This is a genomic window from Nonomuraea sp. SBT364 (genome assembly GCF_001083785.1).
In the GTDB taxonomy this organism is placed as follows: Bacteria; Actinomycetota; Actinomycetes; order Streptosporangiales; family Streptosporangiaceae; genus Nonomuraea.
Window position 1 is genome coordinate 12,903 of sequence record NZ_LAVL01000032.1, and the last position, 14,798, is coordinate 27,700.

The 14,798-nt window shown below is 72.4% G+C and carries 10 protein-coding genes; 8 read left to right on the forward strand and 2 right to left on the reverse strand.

Features of this window, described 5'->3' with window-relative positions; all coding sequences use genetic code 11:
• Window positions 1–35: 35 nt before the first annotated feature.
• Entirely contained in the window at window positions 36–2,162 is a 2,127-nt protein-coding gene (locus tag ADY59_RS17250; RefSeq protein ID WP_049563309.1) for an anthranilate synthase component I, read from the reverse strand.
• 219 nt (window positions 2,163–2,381) lie between these two features.
• Here ADY59_RS17250 and ADY59_RS17255 point away from each other — a divergent pair, with 219 nt between their 5' ends.
• The 6 genes from ADY59_RS17255 (at window position 2,382) to ADY59_RS17280 (ending at window position 11,853) form a co-directional block, all read left to right on the forward strand.
• On the forward strand, window positions 2,382–3,557 hold the full coding sequence (locus tag ADY59_RS17255; RefSeq protein ID WP_049563311.1) for a cytochrome P450: 1,176 nt from the start codon (window positions 2,382–2,384) through the stop codon (window positions 3,555–3,557).
• A complete protein-coding gene (locus ADY59_RS17260) occupies window positions 3,554–4,138 on the forward strand; it encodes a TetR/AcrR family transcriptional regulator (RefSeq protein WP_197093703.1) in 585 nt (194 codons plus the stop codon). Before ADY59_RS17255 ends, ADY59_RS17260 begins: the two co-directional genes overlap by 4 nt.
• A 33-nt stretch (window positions 4,139–4,171) precedes the next feature.
• Window positions 4,172–5,608 carry a glycosyltransferase family 39 protein gene (locus ADY59_RS17265; RefSeq protein WP_049563312.1) on the forward strand — a complete coding sequence of 479 codons (1,437 nt, stop codon included), beginning with the start codon at window positions 4,172–4,174 and terminating at the stop codon, window positions 5,606–5,608.
• A gap of 179 nt (window positions 5,609–5,787) precedes the next feature.
• Window positions 5,788–9,240: a S8 family serine peptidase gene (locus ADY59_RS17270; RefSeq protein ID WP_231618753.1), complete on the forward strand. Its 3,453-nt coding sequence runs from the start codon at window positions 5,788–5,790 to the stop codon at window positions 9,238–9,240.
• Between the two features lie 127 nt (window positions 9,241–9,367).
• Window positions 9,368–10,930, forward strand: a complete 1,563-nt coding sequence (locus ADY59_RS17275) for a CocE/NonD family hydrolase (RefSeq protein WP_082310170.1) — start codon at window positions 9,368–9,370, stop codon at window positions 10,928–10,930.
• Window positions 10,912–11,853 carry a helix-turn-helix transcriptional regulator gene (locus ADY59_RS17280; protein ID WP_049563317.1) on the forward strand — a complete coding sequence of 314 codons (942 nt, stop codon included), beginning with the start codon at window positions 10,912–10,914 and terminating at the stop codon, window positions 11,851–11,853. Before ADY59_RS17275 ends, ADY59_RS17280 begins: the two co-directional genes overlap by 19 nt.
• On the opposite strand, the gene ADY59_RS17285 is transcribed toward ADY59_RS17280, so the two are convergent.
• Window positions 11,844–12,737, reverse strand: a complete 894-nt coding sequence (locus ADY59_RS17285) for an SDR family oxidoreductase (protein ID WP_082310166.1) — start codon at window positions 12,735–12,737, stop codon at window positions 11,844–11,846. The two genes, ADY59_RS17280 and ADY59_RS17285, sit on opposite strands and share 10 nt — an antisense overlap.
• Before the next feature lie 157 nt (window positions 12,738–12,894).
• On the opposite strand from ADY59_RS17285, the gene ADY59_RS17290 reads away from it, so the two are divergent.
• Together ADY59_RS17290 and mctP are read left to right on the forward strand one after the other, a co-directional pair.
• Window positions 12,895–13,107: a DUF3311 domain-containing protein gene (locus ADY59_RS17290; RefSeq protein ID WP_156325556.1), complete on the forward strand. Its 213-nt coding sequence runs from the start codon at window positions 12,895–12,897 to the stop codon at window positions 13,105–13,107.
• Window positions 13,104–14,714, forward strand: coding sequence for a monocarboxylate uptake permease MctP (gene mctP, locus ADY59_RS17295; protein WP_049563322.1), 1,611 nt, complete (start codon window positions 13,104–13,106; stop codon window positions 14,712–14,714). Before ADY59_RS17290 ends, mctP begins: the two co-directional genes overlap by 4 nt.
• The last annotated feature ends 84 nt before the right edge of the window (window positions 14,715–14,798 follow it).

The following is a 14,798-nucleotide window of genomic DNA, read 5'->3' on the forward strand; positions in this document are numbered from 1 at the left end:
CACACCCCCGCGGACGTTTTACCGACGAAGGGGCCTCACCTGCGGGAAAGCCGCAGCACGTTGGCGATGACCTTCGCGCCGGCGCCTCCTTCGGCGGTCAGGATGGACTCGGGGTGGAACTGGACGGCGAAGCGGCGGTTGGCGGTGTCCTCCATCGCCATGACGTTGCCGTCGGGCGTGACGGCGGTGGCCTCGAAGCCGACGACGCCGGGCACCTTGGCGTGCAGCGAGTGGTAGCGGGCCGCGGTGAACTCCTCCGGCAGCCCGTCGAGCAGCGCGCTGCCGCCGAGCCGGGAGACGCGGCCGCGCTTGCCGTGCTCGGGGTGGTCGAGCAGTTCCAGCGAGCCGCCGGCCTGCTCGACCATGGCCTGCAGGCCGAGGCAGACGCCGAAGACCGGCAGGCCGCGCGCGTAGATCTCCTCGATCAGCGCCGACATGCCGAAGTCGGAGGGCCAGCCGGGGCCGGGTGAGAGCACGACGAGGTCGGGCCCGATCTCGTCGATCATGGACGTGGGGAAGCCGTGGCGCAGGGTCACGACGTCGGCGCCGTCCTGCCGGAAGTAGTCGGCCAGGGTGTTGACGAAGGAGTCCTCGTGGTCGACGAGCAGCACCTTCATGCCCAGGCCGGGCTGCGGCCTGGGCTCGGCGACCGGCTCCGCGCCGGGCTGGTTGACGGCGGCGAGCGCGCCGAGCAGGGCGCTGGCCTTGAGCTCGGTCTCGCGCTCCTCGGCCTCGGGGTCGGAGTCGAACAGCAGTGTGGCGCCCGCCCTGACGATGGCGACGCCGTCCTTGATCTGTGCGGTGCGCAGGGTGAGGCCGGTGTTCATGGAGCCGTCGAAGCCGATGAAGCCGATCGCGCCGCCGTACCAGCGGCGGGTGGTGGCCTCGTGGTCCTCGATGAACTGCATGGCCCAGGTCTTGGGCGCGCCGGTGACGGTGACGGCCCACATGTGGGTGAGGAAGGCGTCGAGCGCGTCGAACTCGGGGCGCAGCCTGCCCTCGATGTGGTCGACGGTGTGGATCAGGCGGGAGTAGAGCTCGATCTGGCGGCGGCCGATGACGTTGACGCTGCCGGGGACGCAGATGCGCGACTTGTCGTTGCGGTCCACGTCGGTGCACATGGTCAGCTCGGACTCCTCCTTGACGCTGGACAGGAGGGTGCGGATCGCCTCGGCGTCCTCGACCGGGTTGCGGCCGCGGGCGATGGTGCCGGAGATGGGGCAGGTCTCGACGCGGTCGCCGGTGACGCGCACGTACATCTCGGGTGAGGCGCCGACGAGGTGCTCGCCCTCGCCGAGGCTGATGATGAACTCGTACGGCGCCGGGTTGCTCTTGCGCAGGCCCCGGTAGAAGGCGGCGGGGTCGGCGCAGGTGGCGTGGAAGATCTGGCCGGGCACGACCTCGAAGAGGTCGCCGCGCTTGAAACGTTCCTTGGCGGCGGCGACGACCTTGGCGTACTCGCCCCTGACCGGGTCGGCGGGCACCTCGGCCGGGGTGACGGGCGGGGTGGAGTCGCCGGTGCGCTCCAGGCCGCGGGTGGTGGCGCCGTCGACGGTGAACTCGTAGCGCAGCTCCCGGCAGGTCTCGCGCTGCCGGTCGATGACGACGAGCCGGTCGGGCAGGTGCAGGACGAGGTCGCGCTGGTCGTCGGGGCGGACGAGCTGCTGCCTGATGGGCTCGAACTGGAAGGCCAGGTCGTAGCCGAAGGAGCCGTAGAGGCCGAGGTGCGGGTCGTCGCCCTTGAAGGCGGCGATGACCTCGCGGATGGCGGTGAAGACGGTCGGACGGCGGCTGCGCATCTCCTCGGGGAGCAGGTCCTCCGATTCGGGGACGTACACCTGGACGAGGTCGGGCGTGGGCTCCTCGACCGGCTTGCCGGCGGCGAGCAGGCAGGAGGCGACGGCGGGCAGCACGACCCGGCCGCGCGCGTTGAGCGCCCTGGCCGAGATGACGCGGCCCCTGGCGACGAGCTCCAGGCACGGGTCGACGTAGCCGAAGGCCCATCGGCTGTAGCGGCCCGGGTAGTCCATGCCCGAGGAGAAGGCGCCGCCGCGCCGCTCGCCCAGGGCCGTCACGATCTCCTCGAGCGCGTCTTCCGACACCTCGCGCACCTCGCGCTCGACGCCGACGCCCCCGGCGGTGGTATATCCGCTCGTCTCCACTGCTGCCCCTTTGAAAGTCACAAGCCCCGGGGGCGGACACGACAAAGGCCGCCAACCGGGGCGGCCGTCCGTTTGAGTATGCGAATCCCGCGCCGCCTAGGAGCGGCGCCACCACTGAAGCCGGGCGCGATTTCGCATGGGCACAGGCTACTCCGTCCTATCAAGATCGCGCAATGCGACACGCCTTGCATTTACAATACAGTGTTGTACTGTATTGGAATGATCGGCTCGCTGCCCACCACCCGGCCCAACCCGTTCGACCCGCCCGAGGCGCTGGCCGAGATCCGCGCCGGGGAGCCCGTCACCCGGCTGGGCTATCCCGACGGCCACGAGGGCTGGCTCGTCACCGGCCACGCGCAGGCGCGCGCCGTGCTGGCCGACCCGCGCTTCAGCTCACGGTCCGAGCTGCGCCACTCCCCCGTCGCCGGTCCCGCCGCCGGCGGCACGCCGCAGGCGGCCCCGCCCGGCATGTTCACCTCCATGGACCCGCCCGGCCACACCCGCTACCGCCACCTGCTCACCGGCCAGTTCACCGTACGCCGCATGCGGCAGCTCACCGGCCGGATCGAGGAGATCGCGACCGGCCTCCTGGACGCGATGGAGGCCGGCGGCACGGACGCGGAGCTGGTGGAGGCGTTCGCCCGGCCGCTGCCCGCGCTGGTGATCTGCGAACTGCTCGGCGTGCCCGACGACGGCCGCGACCGCTTCCAGGAGCGGGCGCGGGCGCTGTCCGGCCTGGAGGTGTCGCGGGAGGAGCAGATCGCCGCCTACCTGGCGCTGCGCGAGGTGATGCGCGAGCTGGTGGCGGCCAAGCGCGCGGCGCCGGCCGACGACCTGCTGAGCGGCCTGATGGCGAGCGACCTGACCGACGACGAGCTGGCCGGCATCGGCTTCACGCTGCTCGGCGCCGGGCTCGACACCACCACCAACCAGCTGGCGCTCGGCGCGTTCGCGCTGCTGTCCAGTCCCGGCAGGGCGCGGGCACTGAGCGAAAGCGAGAGCGCGGGCGAGGTCGTCGAGGAGCTGCTGCGCTACCTGAGCGTCATCCCGTTCCTGCTGCGGGTCGCGCTGGAGGACGTCGACCTGGACGGCCACCCGATCAAGGCCGGGGAGACGGTGACAGTGTCGATCCAGGCCGCCAACCGCGACCCGGACCGCTTCGCCGATCCCGACCTGCTGGACCTGAGCCGTCCCTCGGGCGGGCACCTGGCGTTCGGCCACGGCATCCACCAGTGCCTGGGCCAGCAGCTGGCCCGGGTCGAGCTGCTGGCGGGGCTGCCGGCGCTGTTCGGCCGCTTCCCCGGGCTGCGCCTGGCGGTGCCGCCGCGCGAGGTGCCGCTGCGCACCGACATGCTCATCTACGGCGTGCACGGCCTCCCGGTGACCTGGGCGTGAGCGGCGTCCAGCGGCCGGCCGGGCGGCCACGCAGCCAGGAGGCCGACGCCGCCATCCTCGCCGCCGCGCTCGACCTGCTCATCGAGCGCGGCGCGGGCGAGACCAGCATCGAGCGGGTGGCGCAGCGGGCCGGCGTCACCCGCGCCACCGTCTACCGCCGCTTCCCCGGCAAGACCGACCTGCTGGTCCGGGCGGTCGCGGTGGCGCACCACGACGAGGAGCCGCCGCCCGCCTGGCGGGACGTCGGCCACATGCTGACCGACTGGGCGGCCTACCTGTCCGTGCCGCGCCACCGGCGCCTGCTGCGCCGCCTGTACGGGTCCGTGGACGACTATCCGGAGCTGCTGTCGGCCTACCTGGCGGCCAACGGGGGCCTGCGGGCCTCGGCGGTGCGCGACACGCTGCGGCGGGCGGCCGAGGCCGGCCGGCTTCCGGCGGAACGCGACCTGACGGCCGTCCAGCAGCTGCTCAACGGGGCGATCCTGCACCATCTGGGATTCCACCCCGACGGCGGCGATCCCACCGCGATGAAGGCGTACCTGGTCACCATGCTTGAACAGGTGGGATACCGGGCCACCTGACAGGAGCGCCGGAAGGATCTAGGTTGGGCAGTCATGGAGCGGCCCTTGGCGTGGCGGTCGGTCACGACGATCGCGGTCCTGCTGTCCGGCGTTCTGCTGGCGGTCAGCGGCGGCTACGGATACCACCGTGACGAGCTGTACTTCCGCGTACTGTCACAACACCCCGACTGGGGGTACGTGGACCAGCCGCCGCTGACGCCGATGCTGGCGCGGCTGGCGATCGCGGTGTTCGGCGACACGCTGACCGCGATCCGGGTGCCGCCCGCGCTGTCGATGGCGCTGCTGGTGGTGCTGGTGGCGCTGATCGCCCGCGAGCTCGGCGGCCGGGGCACGGCGCAGGCGCTCGCCGCGCTGGGCACCGCGGGCGGCGCGTTCACGCTGATCGCCGGGCACGTGATGCTGACGCTCAGCTTCGACCTGCCGCTGTGGGCCGGAGCCCTGCTGTTCATCCTGCGGGCGCTGCGGCGCGAGGAGCCCCGCTGGTGGCTCGCGGCGGGCGCGGTGATCGGGGTGGCCAGCTACAACAAGCACCTGATCGTGCTGCTCGTGCTGGGCCTGGCCGCCGGGCTGCTCACGGCCGGGCCGCGCCGGGTGCTGGCGAGCCCGTGGCTGTGGGCGGGCGCGCTGGTCGCGGCCGCGGTGGCGGCGCCGAACCTGGCCTACCAGATCACCAACGGGTGGCCGCAGCTGGAGATGGCGGCGGCGCTCAGCGAGAACAAGGGCGCCGAGATGCGGGCACTGTTCGTGCCCATGCAGGTCGTGCTGTTCGGGCCGGTGGTCGCGGTGATGGCCGGCTACGGCTTCGTGCGGCTGTGGCGCGACCGGCGGGTGCGGGCGCTGGCCGTCGCCTACCCGGTCGCGGCCGCGCTGACGCTGATCAGCGGCGGCCGGTTCGACTACGCGGCCGGGCTGATCCTGCTGCTGTTCGCGGCGGGCTGCGTGTCCGCCGAGGAGGCCGGGCGGCGGCGGGACGCGTGGGTGTCGCTGGGCGTCAACACCGCCGGCTGCGCGCTGTTCGGGCTGCCGCTGATCCCGCTGACGGTCCTGGCCGCCACGCCGGTGCCGGCGGTCAACGAGGTGACCCGTGAGTCCGTCGGCTGGCCCGAGCTGAACGCCACCGTCACCGGCGTCCTCGCCACCCTCACGCCGGACGAGCGCGCCCGCGCGGTGGTGATCGCCGGCAACTACGGCGAGCACGGCTCGCTCGCGCGGGCGGGCGTCCCGCGCGTCTACGCGGGCCACAACCAGCTCTGGGAGTACGGGCCGCCGCCCGAGAGCGGGGACGTGGCGATCCTCATGAACATCGGCAGGCGCCTGCGTGACGGGCAATTCTCGCAGTGCGAGGAGAAGGGGCGCGTCGGCAACGCGGCCGGGATCGAGAACGAGGAGCTGGGCATGCGGGTCTGGCTGTGCCGCGGCCTGGAGCAGCCATGGAGCGCCACCTGGCCTAGATGGCGACATTTCAGCTGACCAGATTACATTTCATAACTTGTCAATTTTTGTTGGAGGATGCCCCTTGCATTCCCAACACGATCTCTTCACTCTTCTCCACAGAGGCGTAAAGATCACCTCTGCACCATCGCGGTGAAGGAGAGCTTGTGCCGAGCACCCCCCGTTGGCGTGCGCTCCTGGTGGGAGCAATCGCATCCTTGAGTCTCGTCGTCCCGCAGGGCGTGGCCCAGGCCGCGCCCGATCCGGGCAAGATCAACCAGTCCGTCCAGGCCCAGCTGGACGGCGACGGCAAGGCCACCTTCTGGGTACGGATGAAGGGCGAGGCCGACCTCAGCGGCGCGCGCCGGGCCACCGCCAAGGAGGTCAAGGCCGAACGCGTCTACGAGGCCAAGACCGCGCGGGCCAAGACCTCGCAGGCGGCCCTGCGCAAGCTGCTGGAATCCAACGACGCCGACTACACCCCGTTCTGGATCGTCAACGCGGTCAAGGTGACGGCCGGTCCGAAGCTGGCGGCCGAGATCGCCAAGCTCCCCGAGGTGGACCGGATCGACCCGATCCGCACCGTGGCGCTGCCCAAGCCGGTGCCCGGCAAGGCCGAGGTCAAGGTCAACGCCGTCGAGTGGAACGTCGACCGGGTCGGCGCCCCGCGCGTGTGGAGCGAGCTGGGCAACCGCGGTGAGGGCATCGTGGTGGCCAACATCGACAGCGGCGTCCAGTTCGACCACCCGGAACTGGCCGCGGCCTACCGGGGCAGCAGCCCGGACGGCTCGGTGCGGCACGACTACAACTGGTTCGACCCGGGACAGGTCTGCCCGAGCGCGGCCCCGTGCGACAACAACGGGCACGGCACTCACGTGATGGGCACGATGGTGGGCGCCGACGGCATCGGCGTCGCCCCGGCCGCCCGCTGGATCGCGGCCAAGGGCTGCGAGACCAACTCCTGCACCGACGCCTCCCTGCTGGCCGCCGGCCAGTGGGTGCTCGCGCCGACGGACCTGAACGGCGAGAACCCGCGCCCGGACCTGGCCCCGGACATCGTCAACAACTCCTGGGGCGGCGACGGCTTCGACCCCTGGTACAAGCCGACGGTAGAGGCCTGGGTCGCGGCCGGCATCTTCCCCATGTTCGCCAACGGCAACGAGGGCCCGGCCTGCGACACCAGCGGCTCCCCCGGCCAGTACCGGGTCAGCTACAGCGCGGGCGGCTTCGACGTCAACAACGCGCTGTACGCGCGCTCCAGCAAGGGTGAGGGCGAGGACGGCGAGATCAAGCCGAACATCGCCGCCCCCGCGGTGAACGTGCGCTCGTCGGTGCCCGGCGGCTCCTACGACTCCTACACGGGCACGTCGATGGCCTCGCCGCACGTGGCGGCCACGGTGGCGCTCATCTGGTCGGCGGCGCCGCGCCTGCAGGGCGACGTCGACGCCACCCGGCCGCTGCTGGACAGCACCGCGATCGACGTGGACGACACCAGCTGCGGCGGCACGGCGACCGACAACAACATCTGGGGCGAGGGCCGGCTCGACGCCTACGCCGCCGTCCAGGCCGCGCCGCAGGAGAGCCTCGGCGGGCTGACGGGCACGGTCACCTCCGGCGGCGCGCCGGTGGCCGGGGTCACGGTGACCATCGAGGGACCGACCGCGCGCAGCGCCGTGACCGGCCCGGACGGCACGTACGCCGCCGTCCGGCTGCTGCCGGGCGAGTACCGGGTGCAGGCGGAGAGGTTCGGCTACGACACCGCCACGGCGGCGGTGACGGTGGCCGGCGACGCGACCGCCACGGCGGACGTGACCCTGGTCAGGCAGCCCACCGGCGTGGTGTCGGGCACCGTGAGCACGGCCGGGACGGCCGAGCCCGGCGCCCGCGTGACGGCCAGGGGCACGCCGCTCAGCGCGGTCGCCGACGCCTCGGGCCGCTACGAGCTGGCGCTGCCGCACGGCGACCACGAGCTCGACGTCACCCCGGCCTCGCGGTGCGCCAGCCCCGCGTCCGTGCCCGTCACGGTGGCCGGGGACCTGACCAAGGACATCGAGCTGCCGCTGCGCAGCGACGGGTTCGGCTACACCTGCCGCAGCGCCCCGGCGCCGTACGTGGCGGGCACCGACAAGCTCGCGCTCACCGGCGACGACGAGGCCGCCCAGGTGACGCTGCCGTTCCCGGTCCCGTTCTACGGCACCGGCCAGAGCCGGGCGTGGATCGCGACCAACGGCTTCGCCACCTTCGCGGCCGACCGGGTCGTGGCGGCGGGCAACAGCCGGCTGCCCGCGACGGCCACCCCGAACAACGCCGTCTACCCGTTCTGGGATGACTTCGTGGTCGACGCCCAGAGCGGCGTCTACACCGGCGTCACCGGGACGGCGCCGCACCGCGCGTTCGTGATCGAGTGGCGCAACGTGCGGTTCTACGCCGACGCCACGCAGCGGGTGTCGTTCTCGGCCCTGCTCGGCGAGGACGGCACGATGAGCTACCGCTACAAGGACATCGAGAGCGCCAGGGACCAGGGCTCGGCCGGCACCGTCGGCATCGAGAACGCGGCCGGGAACGACGCGCTGCAGTACCTGTACGAGGAGCCGGCGCTGGCCACCGGGCAGGGCCTGACGTTCAGCGCGAGCCGCCACGGCCTGGTGACGGGCGTGGTCACCGACGCCAACGACGGCGACCCGCTGCCGGGCGCGACCGTCAAGGTGGGGGACGTGGCGACGTTCACCACCGGCGCGGACGGCTCCTTCTACGGCCAGCTCCTGGCGGGCGACTACGAGGTCGTCGTCTCCAAGGAGCACTACGGCACCTTCACCCAGGCGGTCACCGTCGCCCCGGCCACGGTGACGAAGGTGGACACGGCGCTGGTGACCGGCCGGGTGGCCGCCTCGACGGCCGAGGTCACCGTGGTCATGCCGGCGGACGCCTCCAGGACGAAGACGCTGGAGCTGACGAACCTGGGCTCGCCGACGCCGTACACGGTCACCACCGATCCGGCGGACGGCTGGCTCGGCGTCACGCCCGTGTCCGGCGACCTGGCCAAGGGGCAGAAGGCGACGCTGGAGGTGACGGTGTCGAGCGCGGGCGTGACGGCCGGCACGACCCGCGCCGGGAAGCTGGTCATCAAGTCCGCCAGCGGCCGGCAGCCGGTCATCGAGGTCGCGGTGACGGTCGTGGTGCCCAAGCATCAGGTGGCCGTCGACGTGGGCGCGAGCCGCTCGTCCACCGACGCCGCCGGCGACGCCTGGACGCCCGACGCCCGCTACCGCCAGGGCGGGCACGGGTACGTGGGCAGCGGCACCCGCGAGCGCGACACCCGCAGGAGCATCGACGGCACCGAGGACCAGGCGCTGTTCCGGACGGCCCGTGAGGGCATGCTGGAGTACCGCTTCGACAACGTGCCGGCCGGGGTCTACACGGTCGAGCTGGACTTCGCCGAGATCCGCAACATGGACATGGGCCGGCGGGTGTTCGACGTGCTCGTCGAGGGCCAGCTCGCCATCCCGGCGCTCGACCTGGCCCTGGAGGCGGGCACGTACACGGCGGTCAGCAGGCAGTACACGGTGCGCGTCACCGACGGCCAGCTGAACGTGCGCTTCGCCGCCCGGCAGGGGCCGACGATCGTGAACGCCATCCGCGTCTCCGAACGCCCCGACAAGACGTCGCCGTGATCACCCCGTGATCACGGGTTGACGCGATCGTGAACGCGGATGCCGCCCTGGCTGTCACAGCCGGGGCGGCATCTGTTACTGGTGACATATGCGACGTGTCCGGATCTATCGTGACCTTCCTGTGGAGATGCCCGACGGCGTGGTACTGCTCGCCGACCGGTACGAGGCCGCCGGGGGCGGTCCCGCGCCGGTGATCCTCGTCCGCTCCCCCTACGGCAGGCGCGGCGTGTTCGGGTTCGTGTACGGGCGCGGCTTCGCCCGCAACGGCTTCCACGTGGTGATCCAGAGCTGCCGGGGCGGTTTCGGCTCCGGCGGGCTGCTCGACCCGCTCGGCGACGAGCGCGACGACGGCCTGGCGACGCTCGCCTGGCTGCGCGAGCAGCCGTGGTACGGCGGGTCGCTGGCCATGTTCGGCCCCTCCTACCTGGGCTACACGCAGTGGGCGGTGGCGGCCGAGGCCGGGCCCGAGCTGAAGGCGATGGCCACGCAGATCACCGCCTCCCAGTTCCGCGACGCCGCCTACGTCGGCGGGGCGTTCGCGCTGGAGTCGGCGCTGAGCTGGACGACGCTGACCGACGCGATGTCGCGCCGGTTCGGCGGCGCGGCCGCCCCGCTGACCGCTCCCCGCACGACCCGGCGGGCGGTGCTGTCGGCGCTGTCGGGGCGGCCGGTGTCCGAGCTCGACCTGGCCTCGGCGGGCCGCCCGCTGCGCTTCTACCGGGATCTGCTGGCCCACCACGCCGACCCCGCCGTGCCGTACTGGAACAAGCGCGACTTCTCCCCCAGGGTGGGTGAGGTGGAGGCGGCGGTCACCATGCTCGGCGGGTGGTACGACGTCTTCCTGCCGTGGCAGCTCAAGGACTACCTGGCGCTGCGGGCGGCGGGGCGGCGGCCGCAGCTGACGATCGGGCCGTGGTGGCACGTGGACGCGCGGCACGGGCGGGTCGCGATGGCCGAGTCGCTGGCCTGGTTCCGGGCGCACCTGCTCGGCGACCCGTCGGGGCTGCGCGAGCAGCCGGTGCGGCTGTACGTGACGGGGGCCGGGGAGTGGCGCGACTACCCCGACTGGCCGGTGCCGGGGACGCGGCAGGTCCGGTGGCATCTGCGCGAGGGTGCCCGGCTCGACCGGGAGCCGCCGCGCGAGGACGGGACGGACCGCTTCCGCTACCACCCCGACCATCCGACGCCGGTGATCGGCGGGCCGGTGCTGCTGGCCGACTCCCGGCCGCGTGACCAGCGTCGCCTGGAGGCCCGGCGCGACGTGCTCGTCTACTCCTCGGCCGCGCTGGAGTCGGACGTCGAGGCGATCGGGCCGGTCGGCGCCGAGCTGTTCGTCCGCTCCAGCACGCCGTACGTGGACGTGGTCGTGCGGGTGTGCGACGTGCACCCGGGCGGCCGGTCGATGAACGTGTGCGAGGGCGTGCGCCGGCTGGGCCCGGACCTGCCCGATATGGTGGGTGACGTGCGGAGGGTGCTGGTGGATCTGTGGCCGGTCGGCCACCGGTTCCGGCGCGGGCACCGGATCCGGGTGCACGTGGCCGCGGGCGCCTATCCGACGATCGCCCGCAATCCCGGCACCGGCCGGCCGCTCGGCGAGGGCGGGCCGATGGTGGCCGCCGACGTGGAGGTGTCCCGCTCCCCGGAGCATCCGTCGGCCGTGATCCTGCCGCTGTGCGCGCCGCGCGGCTGATGTCGCTGGTCCTGCTGCTGCAGGGCCGGGGCGGGATGACGGCGGCCGAGCTGGCCCGCGAGCTGGAGGTGTCGGAGCGGACCGTGCACCGCGACGTGCTGGCGCTGTCGGAGGCGGGCATCCCCGTCTACGCCGACCGGGGGCGCGGCGGCGGCTATCGGCTGCTGGAGGGCTACCGCACCCGGCTGACCGGGCTGGACCGGGCGGAGGCCGAGGCGCTGTTCCTGTCGGGGGTGCCCGCCGCGCTGCGCGAGATGGGGCTGCAGGAGGTGGCCGCGACGGCCCGGCTGAAGGCCGCCGCCGCGCTCGCGCCCGGCCTGCGCGACGCCCCCGCCACGGCCGCGCAGCGCTTCCATCTGGACGCGCCGGGCTGGTTCGCCCCCGGCGACCCGCCGCCGGCCGCGCTCGCGCCGCTGGCCAGGGCCGTGTGGAACGACTGCACGGTGACCGCGTCGTACCGGGACCGGGTGCGCGAGCTGGAGCCGTACGGGCTGGTGCTGAAGGGCGGCTCCTGGTATCTGGCCGCGCGCTCGCGCGGGCGCTTCCTCGTCTACCGGGTGGACCGGTTCGGCGCGGTCGAGCAGGGCGGCGGCGGGTTCGACCGGGACCCGGGCTTCGACCTGGCCGCGTTCTGGGCCGGGCAGTCCGCCGAGTTCACCCGCTCGCTGCTGCGCGAGGAGGTCACGCTGCGGCTGAGCCCGCGCGGCGTGCGGCTGCTGCGGCACGTCGCCGACCCGGCCGCGCTCCCCGGCGCGCTCGCCTCGCTGCGGCCCGACGGCACGGTGCGGCTGGCCGTCGAGTCGGTGGAGGTGGCCTACTCACAGGTGCTGCGCTTCGGCCCGGAGGCCGAGGTGCTGGGCCCGCCGGAGCTGCGCGCGCTGGTCGCGGAGGCGGCGGCCCGGACCGCGGCCCTCTACCGGTAGTCCCCGGGTGACGCCTGCTTGCCGCCCTCCAGCACCTCGGTGATGTAGCGCCACACCTGCGGCCTGCTGCCGTCGGCGTCGGTGAACCCGTACGCCAGCGCGAGCTCCTCACTGGAGACGCTCCTGCCGGACCAGCGGCTCCGGCCGGGGTCGGTGGCGAGCGCGGCGACCGCCCGGCCCGCGTACGCCGGCGTCTCCGACACCCCGAACGCGGGATCGCCGGCGACGGCGTCGCGCCAGGTCTCCTCGGTGACGCCGAAGTTGTCCAGCATGGCCTCCGAGCGCAGGAAGCCCGGGGTGAGCGCCACCGCCGTGCCGCCGTGCTCGCGCAGCTCCCGGGCCTGCGCGTACGCCAGCCGGTTGACGGCCGTCTTGGCCAGGTCGTAGAAGATCGAATCGCGGTAGCGGGTGGCGTTGAAGTCCCAGGTGCCGTCGGTGACCTCCACGACCAGGCCGCCCGGGTGGCGGATCAGCAGCGGCAGCAGGTGGTGGCTGGTGATGAGGTGGGTGTCGATCGCCAGCCGGAGCAGGCGCAGGCCCTTGTCCAGGTCGTGCTCCCAGACCGGGGTGCGCCACTGCCACAGCGCGTCGGCGCCCCAGATGTCGTTGACCAGCACGTCCAGCCGGCCGTGCTCGTCGCCGATCCGCCCGGCCAGCGCCTCGACCTGGGCCGGGTCCAGATGGTCAACCCGGACGGGGATGCCGGTGCCGCCGGCGGCGGTCACCCGCCCGGCGGTCTCCTCGATGGTCTCGGGACGGTTCATCTCCGAGCGCCGCTCGCGGGTCGACCTGCCGGTGCAGTAGACGGTCGCGCCGGCGGCGCCCAGCTCCACCGCGATTCCCCGTCCCGTGCCGCGGGTCGCGCCCGCCACCAGAGCAATCATGGGGTCAGCCTGCCCGGGAAAGAGGACATCCTGTGTCATGTTTTCCCCGTTCGGCGCGGGGAGACGACCATTCGCCGATCGGTGACCTGACCGGATTTACGGGCGTCGTTAATGTGCCGGGCAGAGCTGCTTCTCCTCACTGTCATAGGAGATCGCCGTGCCCGATGAGAAGAGTGACCGCAGCCCCTGGAACTGGCTGCTGCTCGTCCCCATCGTCATCCCCCTGCTCCCCTTCCTGTTCAACGCCGACGAGCCCCGGCTGTTCGGGTTCCCGCTGTTCTACTGGCTGCAGATGGCCTTCATCCTGCTCGGCGTGGGCACCACCACGCTCGTCTACCAGATGACCAAGCGCGGCAGGAGGCGGCCGTGAGCGGGCATGTGACCGAGATCGTCGTCTTCACCGTGCTGTTCCTGCTGGTGAGCGGCATGGGCTTCGTCGCGGCGCGATGGCGGCGGCCGGCCGACCTGGCCAGCCTGGACGAGTGGGAGCTCGGCGGGCGCAACTTCGGCGCGTGGATCACCTGGTTCCTGGTGGGCGGCGACCTCTACACCGCGTACACGTTCGTGGCCGTGCCGGCGCTGCTGTTCGGCGCGGGCGCCGCCGGGTTCTTCGCGGTGCCGTACACCGTGATCGTCTACCCGCTGGTGTTCCTGGTGATGATCCGGCTGTGGTCGGTGTCGCACGTGCACGGGCTGGTCACGCCGGCCGACTTCGTGCGGGTGCGGTTCGGCTCGCCGACGCTGGCGCTGCTGGTGGCGATCACCGGCATCGTGGCCACGATGCCGTACATCGCGCTGCAGCTCGTCGGCATCGAGGCGGTGCTGAAGACGATGGGCATCGCGGGCGGCGGCTTCCTCAGCGACCTGCCGCTGATCATCGCCTTCGTCATCCTGGCGGCCTACACCTACCAGTCGGGGCTGCGGGCGCCGGCGCTGATCGCGTTCGTCAAGGACGTGCTCATCTACGTGGTGATCATGGTGGCGATCATCTACATCCCGGCCCGGCTCGGCGGCTGGGACGTCATCTTCGGGCGGGCCGCGGAGAAGTTCGCCGCCACGCCGGCCCCGAACGACGGGGTCCTGCTCAACGCCAACAACCAGCTCCAGTACGTCACGCTGGCCCTGGGCTCGGCGCTGGCGCTGTTCCTCTACCCGCACAGCGTCACCGGCGTGCTCGCCTCGCGCAACCGCGACGTGATCAAGCGGAACATGTCCGCGCTGCCCGCCTACAGCCTGCTGCTCGCGCTCATCGCGCTGCTCGGCTACATGGCGATCGCGGCCGGGGTCAGACCGATCGGCACCGACGGCAACACGGTCGTGCCGGTGCTGTTCGACCAGATGTTCCCCGACTGGTTCGCGGGCGTCGCGTTCGCGGCGGTCGGCATCGGGGCGCTGGTGCCCGCCGCGATCATGTCGATCGCCGCGGCGAACCTGTTCACCCGCAACATCTACCGCGAGTACCTGAACAAGAACGCCACCGACGCCCAGGAGGCGAACGTCAGCAAGGTGACCTCGCTCGTGGTGAAGGTCGGCGCGGTGCTGTTCATCCTGGGCATCGATCCGCAGTTCTCCATCGACCTGCAGCTCATCGGCGGCGTCATCATCCTGCAGACGCTGCCGTCGGTGGCGATCGGGCTGTTCACCCGCTGGTTCCACCGGGGCGGGCTGATCGCGGGGTGGATCGCCGGCATGGGCACCGGGATGGTGCTGCTCTACAACATCTCCAACCCGGTGACCGACCACGAGCACTTCGGCGGCTCGGCGTTCCAGCTGGCCAAGCTGGGGCTGGACACGAAGATGACCGTCTACGCGGGGTTCCTGGCGCTGATCGTGAACCTGGTGGTGTCGGTGCTCGGGACGCTGGTGGCGCGGGCGATGCGGGCGCCGGACGGCGTGGACGGCACCAAACCGGGCCATTACACGGCCGACGAGGGCGACCCACGGGTCAAGGATCTTGACCTTTCCGGCTCCACATGACATTTTAGGCTAAATCGTAATAAAGGTGACGTTGGGGTTAATATCCCCGCACGGTTAGTCTCCTGCCACTGACCGCGAGTCAGG

What these genes read in the sequence shown, in the direction of transcription:
- ADY59_RS17255 (WP_049563311.1), top strand. Translation starts at nt 2,382, where the DNA reads ATGATCGGCTCGCTGCCCACCACCCGGCCCAACCCGTTCGACCCGCCC.
- ADY59_RS17265 (WP_049563312.1), top strand. Translation starts at nt 4,172, where the DNA reads ATGGAGCGGCCCTTGGCGTGGCGGTCGGTCACGACGATCGCGGTCCTG.
- ADY59_RS17275 (WP_082310170.1), top strand. Translation starts at nt 9,368, where the DNA reads ATGCCCGACGGCGTGGTACTGCTCGCCGACCGGTACGAGGCCGCCGGG.
- ADY59_RS17285 (WP_082310166.1), bottom strand. Translation starts at nt 12,737, where the DNA reads ATGATTGCTCTGGTGGCGGGCGCGACCCGCGGCACGGGACGGGGAATC.